15 protein-coding genes are annotated in these 17,872 nt (G+C 64.4%); 8 read left to right on the top strand and 7 right to left on the bottom strand.

The window, feature by feature from the left end; translation table 11 throughout:
* Positions 1-1,860: an ABC transporter ATP-binding protein gene (locus M1E17_RS16620; RefSeq protein ID WP_457963069.1), complete on the top strand. Its 1,860-nt coding sequence runs from the start codon at positions 1-3 to the stop codon at positions 1,858-1,860.
* On the opposite strand, the gene M1E17_RS16615 is transcribed toward M1E17_RS16620, so the two are convergent.
* The 4 genes from M1E17_RS16615 to M1E17_RS16600 all read right to left on the bottom strand — a co-directional run bounded on the left by M1E17_RS16615 (position 1,845) and on the right by M1E17_RS16600 (position 4,692).
* Entirely contained in the window at positions 1,845-2,492 is a 648-nt protein-coding gene (locus M1E17_RS16615; RefSeq protein WP_457963068.1) for a hypothetical protein, read from the bottom strand. The genes M1E17_RS16620 and M1E17_RS16615 overlap by 16 nt on opposite strands.
* 66 nt (positions 2,493-2,558) lie before the next feature.
* Positions 2,559-3,062: a hypothetical protein gene (locus M1E17_RS16610; protein WP_457963067.1), complete on the bottom strand. Its 504-nt coding sequence runs from the start codon at positions 3,060-3,062 to the stop codon at positions 2,559-2,561.
* A gap of 5 nt (positions 3,063-3,067) precedes the next feature.
* Positions 3,068-3,751, bottom strand: a complete 684-nt coding sequence (locus tag M1E17_RS16605; RefSeq protein WP_457963065.1) for a hypothetical protein — start codon at positions 3,749-3,751, stop codon at positions 3,068-3,070.
* Between the two features lie 50 nt (positions 3,752-3,801).
* The gene (locus M1E17_RS16600) at positions 3,802-4,692 is read right to left on the bottom strand and encodes a hypothetical protein (RefSeq protein WP_457963064.1); all 891 of its coding nucleotides are present in this window, start codon (positions 4,690-4,692) and stop codon (positions 3,802-3,804) included.
* Between the two features lie 124 nt (positions 4,693-4,816).
* Between M1E17_RS16600 and M1E17_RS16595 the strand changes: the two genes are divergently transcribed.
* From M1E17_RS16595 to M1E17_RS16565, 7 genes are all read left to right on the top strand, one after another.
* Positions 4,817-5,953, top strand: coding sequence for a GuaB3 family IMP dehydrogenase-related protein (locus tag M1E17_RS16595; RefSeq protein WP_267275798.1), 1,137 nt, complete (start codon positions 4,817-4,819; stop codon positions 5,951-5,953).
* A gap of 120 nt (positions 5,954-6,073) precedes the next feature.
* Positions 6,074-7,813, top strand: a complete 1,740-nt coding sequence (locus M1E17_RS16590; protein WP_457963062.1) for a glycerol-3-phosphate dehydrogenase/oxidase — start codon at positions 6,074-6,076, stop codon at positions 7,811-7,813.
* A gap of 46 nt (positions 7,814-7,859) precedes the next feature.
* Positions 7,860-8,348, top strand: a complete 489-nt coding sequence (locus M1E17_RS16585; protein ID WP_457963060.1) for a PTS sugar transporter subunit IIA — start codon at positions 7,860-7,862, stop codon at positions 8,346-8,348.
* An 81-nt stretch (positions 8,349-8,429) separates the two neighbouring features.
* Positions 8,430-9,269 (top strand): SURF1 family protein, encoded by an 840-nt coding sequence (locus M1E17_RS16580; protein ID WP_457963059.1) that lies wholly within the window; start codon positions 8,430-8,432, stop codon positions 9,267-9,269.
* On the top strand, positions 9,266-9,817 hold the full coding sequence (locus M1E17_RS16575) for a DUF3817 domain-containing protein (protein WP_457963058.1): 552 nt from the start codon (positions 9,266-9,268) through the stop codon (positions 9,815-9,817). The genes M1E17_RS16580 and M1E17_RS16575 overlap by 4 nt, the downstream gene beginning before the upstream one ends.
* A 158-nt stretch (positions 9,818-9,975) precedes the next feature.
* Positions 9,976-11,565 carry a glutamine-hydrolyzing GMP synthase gene (gene guaA / locus M1E17_RS16570; protein WP_457963057.1) on the top strand — a complete coding sequence of 530 codons (1,590 nt, stop codon included), beginning with the start codon at positions 9,976-9,978 and terminating at the stop codon, positions 11,563-11,565.
* A gap of 127 nt (positions 11,566-11,692) precedes the next feature.
* Positions 11,693-15,892, top strand: coding sequence for an AAA family ATPase (locus tag M1E17_RS16565; RefSeq protein WP_457963056.1), 4,200 nt, complete (start codon positions 11,693-11,695; stop codon positions 15,890-15,892).
* 56 nt (positions 15,893-15,948) lie between these two features.
* On the opposite strand, the gene M1E17_RS16560 is transcribed toward M1E17_RS16565, so the two are convergent.
* The 3 genes from M1E17_RS16560 to M1E17_RS16550 all read right to left on the bottom strand — a co-directional run bounded on the left by M1E17_RS16560 (position 15,949) and on the right by M1E17_RS16550 (position 17,807).
* Positions 15,949-16,680 carry an RcpC/CpaB family pilus assembly protein gene (locus tag M1E17_RS16560; protein WP_457963054.1) on the bottom strand — a complete coding sequence of 244 codons (732 nt, stop codon included), beginning with the start codon at positions 16,678-16,680 and terminating at the stop codon, positions 15,949-15,951.
* 121 nt (positions 16,681-16,801) lie between these two features.
* Positions 16,802-17,068 carry an FmdB family zinc ribbon protein gene (locus tag M1E17_RS16555; RefSeq protein ID WP_457963053.1) on the bottom strand — a complete coding sequence of 89 codons (267 nt, stop codon included), beginning with the start codon at positions 17,066-17,068 and terminating at the stop codon, positions 16,802-16,804.
* Positions 17,069-17,183: 115 nt separating this feature from the next.
* Entirely contained in the window at positions 17,184-17,807 is a 624-nt protein-coding gene (locus tag M1E17_RS16550) for a 5-formyltetrahydrofolate cyclo-ligase (protein WP_457963052.1), read from the bottom strand.
* Positions 17,808-17,872: the final 65 nt, after the last annotated feature.

Raw genomic sequence — 17,872 nt, 5'->3', positions numbered from 1 at the left:
ATGTCTGAACCACGCCATCCGGCAGTTTTGGGGCCCAAAAAGGAACCCGTAAGGAAGCTTGCACTGCGGCCCTACGCGCGTGCGGTGGCGCAGGTTCTTCGGGTCAGTTTCCGCGCCTCGCCCGCGGCGGTGGTGATGAAGGTACTGGGTTCGCTGATCTCGGCGCTCCTGCCGCTTGTTACCACGTACTTTGCCGCGCTGACCACCACGGCGCTGGCTGCTGCGTATGCCGGTGACTCCGCTGCAGGCCAGCAGGCCATTGTCTACGTCATCATCACGGCGGCCCTGGGGCTGTTCTGGGGTGCGTTCAGCAGCGTGGACCGCTACATCCAGCAGCTCATGAGCTTTAAGGTGGGCGCCATTGTCGGCGACCAGATGTACGAGCGGTTCCTGGCCCTGGAGTTCTGGCGCTACGACGACAAGGAAACCGTTGACCTGTACGACCGCGCCAAGCGGTTCTCGGATTCCTATGCCCGCGTGCTGGACCGTATCGCGGCAATCTTCACCCAGTTCGTGTCCGTGATACTGGCAGTGGGTGCGCTCCTGCTGGTCAGCTGGTGGATCGCGGTAATTGTCCTCGTGGCGATTGTGCCCAGCGTGTACCTGCAGTTCAAACTCTCCAGGGAACAGATCGCCCACTGGAATACCCAAGTGGATTCGCGCCGCCAGCGGCGCATGATTGAAACCAACCTCCTGCGGCCGCAGCACATCGCCGAAATGCGCCTCTACGGCATTGTGGGGTACCTGATGGAGTTCCGGTCACGGCTCCGTGACGCGGACGAGCGCCGCCGGCTGGACTTCCAGAAGCGCTACATTCCCAAGCAGCTGATGGCTGACACCCTGCAGTACGGGGCTGAAGTTGTCTCACTGATCTGGGTGGTGGGCCAGATCATCGCCCGCGCCCAGCCAGTGGGGCAGTTCCTGTACGTCCAACAGATCGTCAGCCGGGCGCTGTCCACGGCCAATAACCTGGTCACCTCGCTCAGCTCGATCGACGAAGACCTCGCCAACCTGAAGGACTATGAGCTGTTCATGGCCCTGCCGGTCCATTCGGACCACTCCCCGCCACTGCTCCAGGCGCCCAGGACGGTGGAGCTGCGCGATATCCGCTTCACGTACACCGGAAGTGACATCGAGGTGATACGCGGCATCAGCCTGACCATCCGCGAGGGCCAGCACATCGCCATCGTGGGGGAAAACGGCGCCGGAAAGTCGACCCTGATCCGCATCCTCGCCGGGCTCTACCGGCCGGACACCGGGCAGGTAATGCTCGACGGCGTCGACCTCGCCGCCGTCGACGTCAAGTCCTGGCACCGCCACCTGGCGGTGTTGAGCCAGGAATTCCTGAAGTATGAGTTCGCCACGGCTGCGGAGAATATCTACTTTGGCGACGTCGATTCACCCCGGGACGACGAGCGGATCCGAAGGGCAGCGGGTGACGCCGAGGCCCTGGACTTCATCAACAAGCTGCCCAACGGACTGGATAACCACGTCAGCAACTGGATGGAAGATCCGCGCGGGCGCAAGGGCAGCGGGCTGTCCGGCGGCCAGTGGCAGCGGCTCGCCATGGCCCGCAACTTCTACCGCAAGGCTTCGTTTATGGTGATGGACGAACCCACCTCCGCCATCGACGCCCTGGCGGAGCACCGGATCTTCACCCGGCTCTTCGCTGACTGCAGCACCACGATCATTGCCATCAGCCACCGGCTCGCCACGATTGAGAAGGCTGACATTGTGTACATGCTGGAAGACGGCGAGATCGTGGAGCAAGGTACGCATAAGGAGTTGGTGGCACTGCGCGGCCGCTACTTCAGGATGTTTGAATCCCAGCTGAGCCTTGACGCTCAGAGCGGGCCATAAGCCGCGTTCCCGTAGGGGGCCCGCCACGTGGCCAGATCCTCTTCCACCGCCGCCCGGAGAACCGGATCGGACCGGACCCTTCGTCTGAAGGACTGCCGGGCACGGCCCATGACCACCGAAGGAACGAGGATGCAGGCCAGCAGGAGCATCACGATGAGCAGATAGGCGCCGATCACCGCGATGAGAGTGGCGGCTCCCCGGGCAGCAATCCCGGGCAAGGTCGAGGCCAGGATCGCACCTATGACGATGGCCAGTCCGGCCACCATCGTGATGCCGCCGCGGGCCGATCCCGGGCCACGGCTGATCAGGAGCCTGTCTGTGTTCGGCAATGTGCTACGGACCCGCGTCCAGAAAAACAGGCCCAGCAGGGATAGGGCAAGGCCCAGCAGGCCGAGGACGAGGACCCCGGCAGGGTTGACTGACATGACGGAGACGATGCCGCCAGCCAGAACCAGTACAGGTCCGCCACCGATCGCGCTGCCCCAGGCGGCAGCCAAGGCGCCTTGGGCGTCGGCCAGTTGCCGCAACCGGGAAGGGGCATTCGGCGGACTGATCCGTGCCAGTTCCGGGGAGAGCCAGTAATCGAGAGGATGCGCGGGCTGGACCGCGGGGAAAGGAATTGGAACCGTCATGCGACGTCCTGCGTGGTCATTTCAGCCTTCGTATTCAATGGGCGCTTTCCGAAACCGGCGGTGCCGCTAGCGGCGTCCAAGCCACTGAGCGTACAGGCGGTCCCGGTTCAGGTGAAGGTGCCTGGAGTAGAGCATTCCAGCCCCAATGGGGAGCGGAAAAGCAGCCAGGAACGCCATGATTGGCAGGACCTCCGGCGATGTTCCCCTTGGGGTCACGGCCATAAAAATCACCACGATCACCAGCATGGCGGCCACCACGCTAATGAACACGCCAGGTGCCAACCGGACGTAGCGTGCCGTGCGGGCGACGTCACCTGCGGGGCTTGGAGCTGCGCGTGTAAACCTCGGTGCTATGGCTGCCAGCCAGCCGACTGCGGATATCAGCAGCCCAAGTCCTGTCAGCACCAAGCCGTCCTCCGGACTCTGATCAGTCGCCGCCAAAGTGGCTGCCTGCGCCACGCCGGGGATGGCGAAGATCATGCCCATCCACCAGAACCAGAAGACACGGGCCCGGCGATGTGCATGGCCCAAGGCAAGACGGGGGAAATCAGCGGAGCTGTGTCCCGTCAAAGCCGTCACGATGCGGCAGCCAACAGGGTACGGACTGTCAGGCCCGGTTGCTCACCGGCGGCCAGGTCGCGCACACCCAGTTGTCCGTCGTCATCCAAGGGGGCCGATGCAAGTTGCAGGGAGCCTGCGTCACGGACCTTAATGTTTGCGACCACTGGCTTGTCCGCTTCGACACGGTATCGCCGGGCGCTGACTATCCCCCCACCTTCCGTGCCCAAAGCCGCCACGGCTTCATCAACTGTGAGCTGCACAAAGTCGAGCAGGTTCACGTCATCGCGGAGTGGGAGGCACACGTACTCGCTCAGGGGCCTAAGGAAGATGGCAGCGCGTCCGGCAGGGGAGTCCACCAAATAGCTGGGGGAGACAGCCTCGGAGCCGATCCGGGTGATGTCGTACCACTCTGAAGAGGTGCTGAAAATCCTGGCGAGTATTCTCGCCTGGGCCAACAGCGTTACTTCTTCGCCGTTGACTTCCACGGTGTCCCTGATGTTCAACGTGCCGACGCCAGCCCGCACCAGATCGTCATCGTCCGGGAGTTCGGCGAGACCCAGCACCTGACGCGTCAGGGCTGTTCCGGGTCCCGGTTGGAAAGCCAGCAGTGCCAGTATCTCGTGGCTCGTCATCCGATAGGCCGCGGCGGGCATGGCTGCGTCGGGTTCATTACCGGTCAGGGTGGTGGCTTCAGTCATCGTTTCCTTCATTAATTCAGTTGCATTCACAGGGCGCCGCACGTCGTTCCTCAGCCGAATCCGAGCTTGCCGCCCACCCAGCCCAAGGCATCCCCGGCGCCGTCCGAAAGATCCTTGACGCCGCCCACAACACCTGCCCCGAAGTCCCAGATTCTCTTCGTGACGGGGACATCGCCTGACATCATGCCCAGAAGTCCCCAGCCGAGGGCAAGCCCACCCAGCACGACGCCGGCAGGCGCTCCTACGATGGTTCCCGTGGCCAGAACCGCAGCCACGGACAGGCCGCCGCCAATGACGCCGTCGGCAATTCTAAAGGGGTCCTTGTTGTCAATCCCCGAGAGCACATCCAGGACGCCGATGGCGCCTCCCAACACGCCGAGAACCTTGCCGGCGTGACCCATAAAACCAAAGAACTTGCTGACGCCCGCCTCTACCTGGGCAAGTTCGAGGTTCCAGCTGAATTTGTCGGCAGCGAATTTGAGGGCGTTGGCGATGCTTGATGCCGCGCTGCCATCGTTGACACCAGCCTTCTCCAGGAGCCACTGGATGCCGCCGGGCGCGTGCTCGTAGTCTGGATCGGTGAAGGCATCGCCCCAGTTCCGCTCGGGCCCGGAGCCGTTGCCCGGATCGCCGGCGCCGGACGGGGCGGGGGAGGACGCGGCGCCCCTGCCCGAGTTGCTGGCCTGGTCCTGCTCGTCCGCGTGCTTTAGCAGCAATTGGGACTGGCTTTCCAGTGACTCGGAGGTCCTGCTGAGCATCGGACGCAGGGACGAGGTCCATTCGCTGCGGAATCTGTCCCCGTCCGCGCCTTTCCAGGCAGCGGACTGCACCAGCGAGTTCACCGTGGATTCCACCGTCTTTAGACGCGACCCGGACTGACCCATGGTTTTCGATAGTGTTCGGAGCTGCTCGATGTCCGCACCGTAGAGGCCTGGCGCCATATTTTCCCCCAGAGAAATTGTTCGTCAACGGTCCCGCGTTGATCCTGCGATTCAAGCTACGTCATTTCCGCGCCGGCTGCGATGGGGAGCCGTCCCCATCCTGCGCCTGGGATAACCTAGAGCAGTGACTTACGAGATTGAGATCGGCCGTGGCAAGCGTGGGCGTCGTGCCTACTCCCTGGATGACATTGCGATTGTCCCTAACCGTCGTACCCGCGATCCCAAGGACGTTTCCGTCTCGTGGCAGATCGATGCCTACAAGTTCGATATGCCGGTCATCGCCGCCCCCATGGACTCAGCCATGTCGCCGCAAACAGCCATCGCCCTTGGCCGGCTGGGCGGACTGGGCGTGCTGGACCTTGAGGGCCTGTGGACCCGCTACGAGGACCCGCAGCCGGTCCTGGATGAGATCGGCGCCCTGGAGGACGAGACCAACAGCCCCGCTGTGACGGGTCGGATGCAGGAGCTTTACCGCGCCCCCATCCAGCCTGAGCTCATCACCTCGCGCCTCGCTGAGATGAGGGCTGCAGGGGTGACGGTGGCGGGATCACTGACCCCGCAGCGCACCCAGGAGCACTACAAGACAGTAGTGGCTGCCGGCGTCGACATCTTTGTGATCCGCGGAACCACCGTCTCTGCCGAGCACGTTTCAAAGGACCACGAACCCCTGAACCTGAAGCAGTTCATCTATGAGCTGGACGTTCCGGTAATTGTGGGCGGCGCAGCCGGCTACACACCGGCGCTGCACCTCATGCGGACCGGCGCGGCCGGAGTCCTGGTGGGCTTCGGCGGGGGAGCCACCAGCACCACACGGCGGGCCCTGGGTATCCATTCGCCCATGGCCTCCGCCATCTCCGATGTCGCGGCCGCCCGCCGCGACTACATGGATGAGTCCGGCGGGCGCTACGTCCACGTGATCGCCGACGGCGGAATGGGCAGCTCCGGCGCGATCGTCAAGGCCATCGCCATGGGCGCCGACGCCGTGATGCTGGGCAGCGCACTGGCCCGGGCAGAAGAGGCTCCGGGCAAGGGCTGGCACTGGGGCCAGGAAGCCCACCACCTCGAACTCCCGCGCGGGGACCGGGCGAACGTAGGCACCGTGGGCCCCCTCGAGGAGGTTCTCTTCGGGCCCGGCCACCACACCAACGGAACCTCCAACCTGATCGGTGCGCTGCGCCGTTCCATGGCCACCACCGGCTATTCGGACCTGAAGGAATTCCAGCGGGTCGACGTCGTGGTGTCCCCGTACGCCGGCAACTGAGGCTCTGATCCCGCCGTCAAAGGCTGGCAGGCCGGACCCACCCCGGGCCCAGCCTGCGCAACACTCCTGCAAGGAAGTAGTCTGGGTTACTACCTGCACAAGCGGCTATGGAGGCGTTCGATGAAGAGTGTTCCCAACAACAACGGAGCCCTGGGACCCGCAGCCAGGGAAGCATCGATCGAACAGCTCAGGGCAACCTCCCAGCCCGGCCGCGAACTGGACATCCTGATCGTGGGTGGCGGGATCGTTGGCACGGGCGCCGCCCTGGACGCCGTAACCCGGGGCCTCACAGTAGGCATCGTGGAGGCCAATGACTGGGCAGCAGGTACGTCCTCCCGGTCTTCGAAGCTGATCCACGGGGGCCTGCGCTACCTCGAAATGCTGGACTTCGCCCTGGTCAAGGAAGCGCTTCACGAACGTGGCCTGCTGTTGACCGAGCTCGCACCGCACCTCGCCCGTCCAGTCCCGTTCCTGTACCCGCTGACCAGGCCCTTTTTGGAACGGCCCTACGTGGGTGCCGGCATCGCACTGTACGACGCCATGTCTATTTCCGGCGGCCACAGCCGGGGCGTTCCGTTCCACAAGCACCTCACGCGGCGCGGCACGCTCAGGGCTGCCCCCAGCCTCAAAGATGATGCGTTCGTCGGTTCCATCCGCTACTACGACGGCCAGGTCGACGACGCCAAATACGTGGCCAACCTGATCCGGACCGCCGCCCATTACGGCGCCCATGCCGTGAATCAGATGGCTGTGGTGGATTTCCTGCGTGAAGGCGAACGCGTCGTTGGGGCCAAGGTGGTCAACCACGAAGACAACTCACAGTTCAACGTCCGCGCCAAACAGGTTATCAATGCCACGGGCGTATGGACCGATGAGACCCAGGCCATGGTGACTGAACGCGGACAGCTTAAGGTCCGGGCCTCCAAGGGCATCCATCTGGTGGTTCCCCGCGACCGCTTCCAGTCCACCGTGGGGCTGATCCTGCGAACGGAGAAGTCCGTGCTTTTTGTCATCCCCTGGGGGCGGCACTGGATCATCGGCACCACGGACACGGACTGGAACCTGGACAAGGCCCATCCGGCGGCCTCCAGCAAGGACATCGACTACATCCTGGAACATGTCAACCGGGTACTGAAACGGCCGCTGACCCGGGAGGACGTTGAAGGCGTCTATGCCGGGCTCCGCCCCCTGCTGGCAGGGGAAAACGACACGACGGCCAAGCTGTCCCGCGAACACATCGTGGCCCACCCCGTGCCCGGGCTTGTTGTGGTGGCCGGCGGCAAATGGACCACCTACCGGGTGATGGCCAAAGACGCGGTTGACGAGGCCACCCGCACCATGGATGAGCGCGTCCCGCCCAGCTGCACCGAAACTATTCCGCTCCTGGGAGCCAACGGTTTCAAAGCCGCCTGGAACCGCAGGAACCGTACGGCCGAGGAATCCGGGGTGCACGTTGCCCGCGTGGAGCACCTGCTAAACCGGTACGGATCCATGACCCCCGAGGTGCTGGCCATCATCGAGGCAAACCCTGTCCTGGCTGAGCCGCTTCCCGGCGCTGACGACTACCTGCAGGCGGAAGCTGTGTACGCCGCCACCCATGAGGGAGCCCGCCATGTCCATGATGTCCTGACACGCAGGACCAGGATTTCCATTGAGTCCTGGGACCGCGGTGTTTCAGCCGTTCCGGTAGTCGCTAAACTGATGGGCGAAGTCCTTGGCTGGAGCGATGCGCAGCGTGAAAACGAAATCAAGAACTATATTGCACGGGTTGAAGCCGAACGCCTGAGCCAGCAGCAGCCGGACGATATTTCCGCCGACGCCGCCCGCCTGGGTGTGGAGGACATCGTTCCGTTGCGCTGAGGGGCTCCAGCAACACTTTTTCTCGCCTCATTTGAAGGGACACGCCTTGGCGGAACCACTTGACCGGTACGATGCCGAACTCACCACGCCGGACATGGTGATCCTGGAGCTGGAGGCAACGGACAAGGAAGACGCTGCCTCACAGCTTGCGGAGCGGCTTTTTTCCGCCGGCCGAGTCACCGACCTTCCGGGGTTCCTCCAGCATGTGAACGCCCGGGAACACCAGCTGGCCACGGGCCTGCCGGGCGGCGTCGGTCTCCCGCACGCCCGGAGCGAATTCGTGTCCCGCACCTCAATCGCCGTAGGCATCACCAAATACGGCCACGCCCTGGATTTCGGAGCGACGGACGGTCCCGCAACCGTCATCCTCCTGATCGCCACGCCGGCCAGCTCATTCTCTGACCACCTGGAAGTCCTGGCCACGCTGGCGCGCTCGCTCTCAAAAGAGTCTTTCCGGGAGTCATTGCGGCGTGCCTACGATCCCGAGGTGATCGCTGAACTCATCAACTCCAGCCTGGTGTTCTTTGACCACTGAGGAAGCAGCCGCCATCCCGCAGCAGGACGTGACCGCCACTCCATTTAGTTGTTCTACAGAGGAACGAAGTACGGTTAAGACGTGTGGAAAACTGCCCTTAAGCCCCGATGGATCGCCGGCCTGATCTTCGCGATCGCCGTTTCCGGGGTGTTCGTCCTGCTGAGCCAATGGCAGTTCGGACGATCCACGCAGCCGGAAGTCCCCGTCAACCCTGCCACGGAGAACGCGAAGGCCCTCACGGAGACGCTTCAGCCGGGTACTTTCTTCCACGGCTCGGTGGCGGACCAGATGGTCACGGCAGTAGGAACCTACGATCCGGCCAAACAGGTCCTGGTTCCCGGGCGGCTGTACAACGGGGAACCCGGCTATTGGGTGGTGTCGGCCTTCGCCGTCAACGGCGCCCCCGCACTGACCGGGGTAGCCGCTTCCCCGCAGACCTGGATCCCGGTTGCCCGGGGATGGGTGGCGGATCCGGCGGACGCCGCGGCGCCGCCGTCGGGAACCCTGGAACTGACCGGACGGCTGCTGCCCTCCGAAGCGCCACTGCCGGAAACAGCCCCCGGTCCCGGGCGGGCCACCGCCGTATCGGTGGCCGAACTCATCAATTACTGGGACGTCAGCAGCTATCCCGGTTTTGTCGCCGCGACGGCGGAAATCGCCAACGGCTCGGACGTCAGTCCGGCGGCGGTACCAGGGCCGCTCAAGCCCCTGCGCATCGGGCCGCAGCCGCCGGCCCAGCAGATCAACTGGCTCAACCTCTTCTACTCCCTGGAGTGGGTTGTCTTTGCCGGCTTCGCCATCTTCATCTGGTGGCGTTTGGTCAAAGATGACCACCGCCGGGATCTCGAAGACGAATTCGACGACGGCCACCACCATTCGCCAGCATCTTCTGATCAGCCCCAACAAAAGGTACAGCCATGATTGAACCCAAACCGGCCAGGCAGGCACAGCCGTCCGAAGGAACCAGCAGCGGCCAGAACAGCAGTGGCCAGAACGGCGGCGCAGCCGGGAAAACCGGCAGGAAGCGCCGCTTCGGCGGTACCGAACCGCAGATCCGCTCCGCACTGAAGTTCTACAAGGTGCTGGCGTACCTCACGGGTGCCATGCTCCTGCTGCTCTGTGCCGAGCTCATTGCCCGCTATGCGTTCGGCCAGTACCTGTTTGCCGGGGGAACCAATGCCGTGACGGGGGAGCCGTTTGGCCTGGGTTTTGCGGACGCCGAGCCCAAGGGTGTGGTGGGCGGTGTCAACATCTCCGTCACCGTGCTGATCGTCCACGGCTGGATGTACGTGGTGTACCTGATGTCCAACTTCCGCCTCTGGTCGCTGATGCGCTGGCCGTTCGCCAAGCTCATCCTGCTGGCCCTGGGCGGTGTTGTTCCCTTCCTGTCCTTCATCGTGGAGAAGAAGTTCCACGCCGAGGTCGAGGCGGAACTCGCGGACAACCCGCAGGCGCCACAGCGGTACTAGGCCCAGCGGTACTAGGCCCAGCGGTAGTGGGCCCAAAGTCGGTAGCCTGTGCTCCAGGCGCGTATAACGGAGCGGACATCCCGCCGTCGGACGTTCACTCCGTCACACCCGGAGCCCTGAATGTGCGGCGAGGCAACGGCGCAAAGTAGGCTAGTACGGTGACTACTCCCACTGCATCCCAAACTTCCCAGAAGCCGGTGCTGGTTGTTGACTACGGTGCCCAGTACGCGCAGCTGATTGCCCGCCGCGTCCGGGAAGCGAACGTGTATTCGGAAGTGGTTCCGCATACCTACAGCACCGAGCAGCTCCTGGCCAGGAACCCCGCCGCCATCATCCTTTCCGGCGGCCCGTCCAGCGTCTACGCTGACGGTGCACCCTCCGTCGGGGCCGACCTCTTTGAAGCCGGGATCCCGGTCTTCGGCATCTGCTACGGCTTCCAGGCCATGGCCAATGCCCTGGGCGGGAAAGTGGACAAGACCGGCCTGCGCGAGTACGGCTCTACCCAGACCACCATCCTCGGCGAGGGCCGTTCTGTGCTCGAGGGGATGCCGCAGCACCAGAACACGTGGATGAGCCACGGCGACTCAGTCCACGAGGCCCCCGAAGGCTTCGAGGTGCTGGCCACCACCGCCGGCGCTGAAGTTGCCGCCTTCGCCAATGAAGAGAAGTGCCTGTACGGCGTGCAGTGGCATCCCGAGGTGAAGCACTCCGCCTACGGCCAGCAGGTCCTGGAAAACTTCCTGTTCAAGGGCGCCAAGCTGGAACCGAACTGGACCACCGGCAACATCCTTGAGGAGCAGGTGGAACGCATCCGCCAGCAGGTGGGCGATGCGAAGGTCATCTGTGGCCTGTCCGGCGGCGTTGATTCCGCCGTCGCAGCAGCACTTGTCCAGCGCGCCGTCGGCGATCAGCTGACCTGTGTGTTCGTGGACCACGGGCTGCTGCGTGAAGGCGAGGCCGAGCAGGTGGAGCGCGACTTCGTCGCCGCCACCGGTGTCAAGCTTTACGTCGCCAACGAGCAGGAGCGGTTCCAGGCCGCCCTGGCCGGGGTCAGCGATCCCGAAACGAAACGCAAGATCATCGGCCGCGAATTCATCCGCGCGTTCGAGGAAGCCGAACTCGCCATCATCGCCGAGGCAGCCGCCCATGGCGAAAAGATCAAGTTCCTGGTCCAGGGCACCCTGTACCCGGACGTCGTCGAGTCCGGCGGCGGCGAAGGCGCTGCCAACATCAAGAGCCACCACAACGTGGGCGGGCTTCCCGAGGACCTGCAGTTTGAACTTGTGGAGCCGCTGCGCGCGCTCTTCAAGGACGAAGTCCGTGCCGTGGGCGCCCAGCTGGGACTGCCTCAGGAAATCGTGGGCCGCCAGCCGTTCCCCGGCCCCGGCCTCGGCATCCGCATCGTCGGCGAGGTCACCAAGGAACGCCTGGACCTGCTGCGCAAGGCGGACGCCATTGCCCGCGCCGAGCTCACCGCCGCCGGCCTGGACAACGATGTATGGCAGATGCCGGTTGTCCTGCTGGCCGACGTCCGCAGCGTTGGCGTTATGGGCGACGGACGCACGTACGGCCACCCGATCGTCCTCCGTCCGGTTTCCTCCGAAGACGCCATGACCGCGGACTGGTCACGGCTGCCCTACGATCTCCTGGCCCGGATCTCCAACCGGATCACCAACGAGGTGGAGGGTGTCAACAGGGTGGTCCTGGACGTCACGAGCAAGCCGCCTGGAACCATTGAATGGGAATAGCGGAATGAGTGGCCGGTCTTCGTCAGGGAGACCGGCCATTCCCTTATCCGGGCGAAATCCTCCGCAATTTGGCATCATCCAGTGTTGCGTCTCTTACTAAGGCTTCTTACCGGCTACGCTCGAAAGCATGCCGGTATGGTCCAAGGCGTCACGTGCAAACGCAGAAAAGAAGGCAGTAGTGTCAGTTGGTCAAGGCCACCCCGAGGGCTCGGAGGAGCTCAGGAAATGGCTGTCCGGGCTTAAACCCGTTACCGGGGCAGACACCATGCTGCGTTTCACCAAGACCCCGGAAGGCTCCATTGACCTGACCCACGCACACCCTTCGGGCCTGGCCCAGCTGATGGCCGGCCGCAGGACACGCCTCTCCACCCTGATTCGTGACCACCAGCAATACCTGGTTGCAGCCCGGGCATCACGCAACATCCGCTCCAAGATCTTCGAGCTTGCCAATGACCGCGGCATTGACGCCGGATACCTGTCCGCAGGAACCGTCGTGTGGACCTCCGCCGTCGGAGGCAAGCCACAGCGGATTTCGGCCCCCGTGATGCTGACGGCCATTTCGTTGACTGTCCGTCCGGGCGAGGACGACTATGAACTCCAGCTCACCGAACAGGCGCACATCAACCCGGCGCTGGTCCGGCACCTGAAGAACATCCACGGCATTATCTTTGACGTCAACGCCGTGACCCGGCTGGCCTACAGCACGGCCAGGTTCGATCCCCAACCCGTCCTGGACCGGCTGGCCGCCCTGATCAGGCCCATCCACGGTGCAGAGGCGCAGCACAACCTGCTGGTGTCCACCTTTGCCGATCTCTCCGGGAACCTCGATGACCCCTGGATCAATGATGGCAGTCCGCTGGTGGCTGCCCTGGCCCGCGCCGGGGGCGGCGAAGTGGTGGACGTTGAGGAACCGGACCCCTCACGCTTTCCCAGCGTGGACAAGCGACATCCCGCCGATGAACTGCTCCTGCTGGACGCGGACTCAGACCAGCAGTACGTCATTGACGCCGCCCGCGCCGGTGAATCACTCGTGGTGAGCAGCCCCCCTGGCACAGGGCAAACGCAGACGGCCATCAACACCATCGGTGCGCTGGTGGATGCGGGCAAAACAGTGCTGGTGGTCGGCGACCGCCGGGCCAGCCTGAATGAAGTGTCCGGCCAGCTTGAATCGTTGGGCCTGGAGTCCATGCTGTTCCAGCTCTCCGGCGCGGCCACCCCGCAGCAGCTGAAGGCCCAACTGGTCCGGGCCATCATCCGGAACGAAAAATCCCTCGAACCGCAGTTGGGTAACCTTCATAAGACCCTCACGGAACATCGCCACGCACTGACGGATCACGTTGCTTCGCTGCATAACGTGCGCAAGCGATGGGGGTGCTCGCCATACCAGGCCATGCAGTCACTAGCTTCGCTGACCTCCATCCAGCCGGCCCCCGCCACCACCGTCCGCCTCAAACGAAGTGTGCTGGACAACATTCGGGACCGCAACGAGCTCGCAGGCAGGCTTCGCCGTGCCGCCGAACTTGGCAGCTTCAGCCGGGCGTCCACAACCAGCCCCTGGCACGGGGCAAGGCTGCTGACGCGCAAGGAGACCGAAGAAGCCCAGGAACTGGCCCGTTCCGTGGCGAAGAACCTGCCGCTTTTGCGGGAACGGATGAGCGGCGTTGCCGAGCACGCCGAGATCCGCCTGGGTTCATCCTTCGAAGAGTGGGGCGCGCAGCTTGAACTGCTGATGGCGGTCCGGGGAAGCCTGGACAAGTTCACACCCGACATCTTTGACCGTCCCGTGCACGATCTCATCTCTGCCACCGCATCCTCCGCCTGGCGCCGCGAGCGGAACATCGACATGGCCTCCATGCAGCGGTCACGTCTCCGCCGTGTAGCCAAGGAGTACGTCCGCCCCGGTGTGCATATCGCCGATCTGCACAGTTCCCTGGTGCTTGTCCAGGAGCAGCGGGCTCTGTGGTCCGGCTACGCAACCACTCAGCGCCATCCGGCCGTACCCTCCGGCCTCGCGGAGATGAACGTGATGTACCGGTCCCTGGACCGGGAGCTCACACAGCTGGGGGAGGCTCTGCGGTACACCGAAGCGGGCGGATCCCTGGCCACTTCGCCCTATCCGGAACTGATGGAACGCCTCGAGCGGCTGGTCGCGGACACCCATACCCTGAAAACTCTGCCCGAACGCACCTTGCTTGTGGAAAACATGCGCGAGCACGGGTTGGGGGAACTCCTTGCTGACCTCGCTGAGCGCGAGGTCCCTGCGGATTCGGTGGCGGCCGAACTCGAGCTGGCATGGTGGCAGTCCGCCCTCGAAGCGATGATCAGCGGGGACGATTACCTCGCGATGTCCGACGGCGACGCCCTGCGGCAGCTCGAAGCCGAATACCGGCTGGCAGACAACGCCCATATCGCAAGCGGCGCAGCACGCTTGCGGTGGGATCTTTCCGAGAGGTGGCGCGCAGCCATCGGCCAGCACCCGCGCCAGGCGGACCTCCTCCGCAGCCTGCTGAAGGACGGCAGGGTTTCCCTTGCGGCGCTGACGGCCCAGGCCCCGGAACTCGTCCCCATGCTTGTGCCGGTCTGGTCCGTGAGCCCCTACCTGATGACGGGTCTCCTTCCGGCCGAAAAGCGCTTTGATGCCGTGGTCATCCTGGACGCCGAAGCGACCTCGCTGCAGGCAGTCCTGCCATCCATCGCCCGTGCCCAACAGGTCATAGCATTTGGGGACTCCAAAATTGCCAGCCCCCGCACCTTCACTGTCGGCGTCGAGCGCCTGGCTGTCGGTGAATCGGCGCATCAGCGTGTGGACAGCGCCTTTTCCGCGCTGTCCTCCGTCCTCCCTGTCTGGCGGTTAAACTTTGTCTACCGGGCGGTGGATGAGGACCTGGTGCTGCAGCTCAGCAAGAACTTTTACGACGGCGGCCTGCGCCGGCTGCCGGAGGGCCAGTCAGCAACGGGGCTGGACCGGGCGTTGCTGGTTGAATACCTGCCGGACGGAACAGGCCTGCCCAGCGCCGATCACGAGGGTGTGGAATCCGTGGTGGCGGAAGTCAACCGTGTGGTCCAGCTGGTCTTTGAACATGCCCGGCAACGTCCGCGGACCTCGCTTGCTGTGGTAACCGCCAGCCTTCGGCATGCTGCCCGGATCGGTGAGTCCATCCGGCTTCAGCTGCCCAACCATCCTGGACTGGCGGGGTTCTTTAGCGCGGGGCCTGAGTCGTTCCGTGTGGTGGACCTTGAGCGGGCCCAGGGCCTGGTCAGGGATCACGTGATATTTTCGCCCGGCTTCGGACGCACTCCGCATGGCCGTGCCCTGCACAACTTTGGCCCCCTTTCCGCTGAGGGCGGGAGGGAGAAGTTCGCGCTGGCGATGTCCCGTGCACGCAGATCCCTGCACGTACTGACCTGCTTCCGCCCGGAGGACCTGGATCACACCCGCCTGGCCCACGGCGCCGTGGACCTCTATGAACTGCTGGACCGGGAGATTTCGGGCAACACCAACCTTGGTACTCCGGCATCCCGCGCGGCTGCCAGTGAACAGGCGCTCGGAGCAGACCCCCTGGTGGCTGACCTGGGGGACCGGCTCCGCGCCCGTGGAGCCCGCGTCTGGCACCAGTACGACGGCGTTATCGACGTTGTTGCTGCGGCGGACCCCCTGAGCACCATGGGGCAGGACGACGCCGAGATTCCCCGCCCCGTGGCCATCGAGTCGGACGGCACCGAGCAGTACCGGACCATGAGCGTCCGCGAGCGGAGCAGGCTCCGTCCGCAGTTGCTTGAACGTCTGGGCTGGCGGTACATGCCCTTGTGGACCATTGAAGTATTCACCGACCCTTCAGCCTGCGCCGACCGCATTGCCGGCTACCTGGGCCTTGAGAACGTTGTGTTGCCCGGACGGGCCACGGCGTCTGCCGGTTTCTTTGACGACGACGTGGACCCGCTGACCCTCGCTGGCCTAGAAAACCAGGGCCAGGACCGGCAACGGGACTACGCCGGGGACCAGGAACCCGAACGCGGTTACGCGGAGGACCGGGAGCAGGAACCCGGCTACGCTGAAGTTCATGATCCGGTAGGGGGGAACCACCACAACCACAGCCGGACCGGAGCCCGGGAGGGCCAGGAGGCGACAGGCATGACCACAAACAACCCTGCCAAGGGGCCGGCTGGCAACGAAAGCCCTGCCGAAGATCAGCCTGGGGAGAAAAGCGGAACGGCCGCAATTCTTCCCAACAAGGCTTCCGAAGATGACCCGCGGCGCTGGGGCGACGGGCCCGATGATGACCATGATGCCTGGCTGAAGGAACAGAAGCCCCCTCACTGGGGGTAAGCGTTTGCTGCCGTCTGGAGTAGCCAGTGGCTGGCGTTGGATGTTTGCATGGCAGGCTAGTTAGCGCCCACGAGGACAAAGAACAGCTTGCCCTGCGTGGAGGCCCCGGCCAGCCGCGCTGCCTGGTCCGGACTTGCCGCCACCACGATCAGCCCGTCGGTCTCACCTGTACCCAACCACTCGCCCGTCTTGCCGCCCTGTCCCGATGTCCAAAGCACCGGCACGGCCGACGCAAGCACCTCCGGAGGAGATCTCTGGTCATGGCCGTTGGCACCGGTCAGCACCACATTGACGAGCTGTCCCGGAGATACGAGCTGGATGGACGACGGATCCGCCATCCTCAGCGGTACGGCCGCTGAGCCCGGGGGAGTCCCGGCCAGCAGGCCGGGTCCCAGAAGCTGGGAGTCCGCCACCAGTTGCCCCTTCCGCAGGGGCGCTGCCAGTTGCTTGCCTTCAAGGTCAATGCTTTTTTGCGGGGCGCCGGAAATCGCCAGCCGGGGCGGTATCTGCACTTCCTCCAGATCAGGAAGTGTTAATGCCATGCCCGCGGGGAGGTCCCGTGCGGCGGCCAGTGCGGTGACGGAATCAGCAGGCGCCGGGGTGAGCTGATTGACGGCGATTCCAGCGGAAAGACAGAGCAGGAGGGCAACGGCCAGGCGGCGGTTACGGCTGAGCCAGGCAGCCATCCGGGGGCGTGGCCCACGTCCGGGTGCAGGCGGCGAATGAGGGCCTCGATTGGTGCGGCTGCGCTGGACGGGGCGCCGGGAGCGGAGGAGGGTAGCTGGCATGCAGCCACGCTACGTTTGGCGGACCCAGACACGACAGTGGCAGTGGCGCCTATGTGGACAACCAGGCTGCCGGCGTCGAAGGCTATGGCCTGACGGTGCAGCCGTCAGCAGGCCGTAGAGATCAGCTGGCTGCGGCTGCGGGAGCAGGCGCCGGGGCAGGAGCCGGAGTGGCGGGAGCCGCAGGAGCAGCCGTCACCGTGTTGCCCTTGGCATCCCGGGAATCCGTCCGGTAGAAACCTGAGCCCTTAAAAACAACGCCCACGCTGTTGAACTTCTTGCGCAAGGTCCCCTGGCACTCAGGGCAGGACGTCAGAGTGCTGTCCGTGAATGACTGGACGATGTCAAAGGCGTGGCCGCAATCCTTGCAGGCGTAGGCATACGTTGGCACTGGTGCTCCTCCTCTTGGGCAAACGAGAGGTCCCGTGCTGCCTGTACGGAACGAGCCGTCATTAGCAGTCGCAGGGCCTGAGTGCTAATTCTATCATCCCCGCCGCTGGGCCCGCTCAGGATGCTGTGTCGGCCAGCCTGACCACGCCGGAGGGCATGAGGGCTGCCGGCACTTTCCTGTCGAACTCCTCGCTGGGAATGGTGCCTGCCGGGAGCAGTTCCTCGTCGTAAATCATGGCTGCCAGTGGCAGTTGCGGAACTCTGGTAGCGAGGGAGGCCAGGAAGACGTCGTAGTAACCGCCGCCTTGGCCAATCCTGTTTCCGCTCTTGTCCAGGGCTGTGGCAGGAATGACGAGGGCCGCCACCCCTTCCATAACGTCAAGGCCGTGCCGGACGCCGTCGGGTTCCAGGATGGGGGCATACCGGCTCCGCACAAAGTTCACCTCGGGAGACCAGTAGACCCAGCTCAGGTGGCGGTCAGGTTCACAGACAGGGAGCAGGATCTTGTGGCCCTGCCCGTGGAGGGCGTTGATGAGGGGCACAGTGGGCGGTTCGGAGCCAACCCCCAGGTACACACCAAACGTTGATGCCTCTTCTGCCGCCATTCCTTGGGCCCATTCGAGGCCGTTGACAGCCAGGCGGCCGCCAGCCGCTTCACGCTCACCGGGAGCCATCTGGGCCCGCCGCTGGCGGTGACGTGCACGGATGATTTCCTTTGCTTCCTTGCTCTCTCCAGGCACTGCTGCTCCTCTGTCCGGCCCGCTCCGAATGCCTTGACCAGGCCACTGCCCAGGTCGATGCCGGC

The sequence above is a fragment of the Arthrobacter sp. D1-29 genome (genome assembly GCF_054130585.1).
Note: the sequence above shows the minus strand (reverse complement) of the source record. Positions and strands in the feature narration are given on the sequence as shown.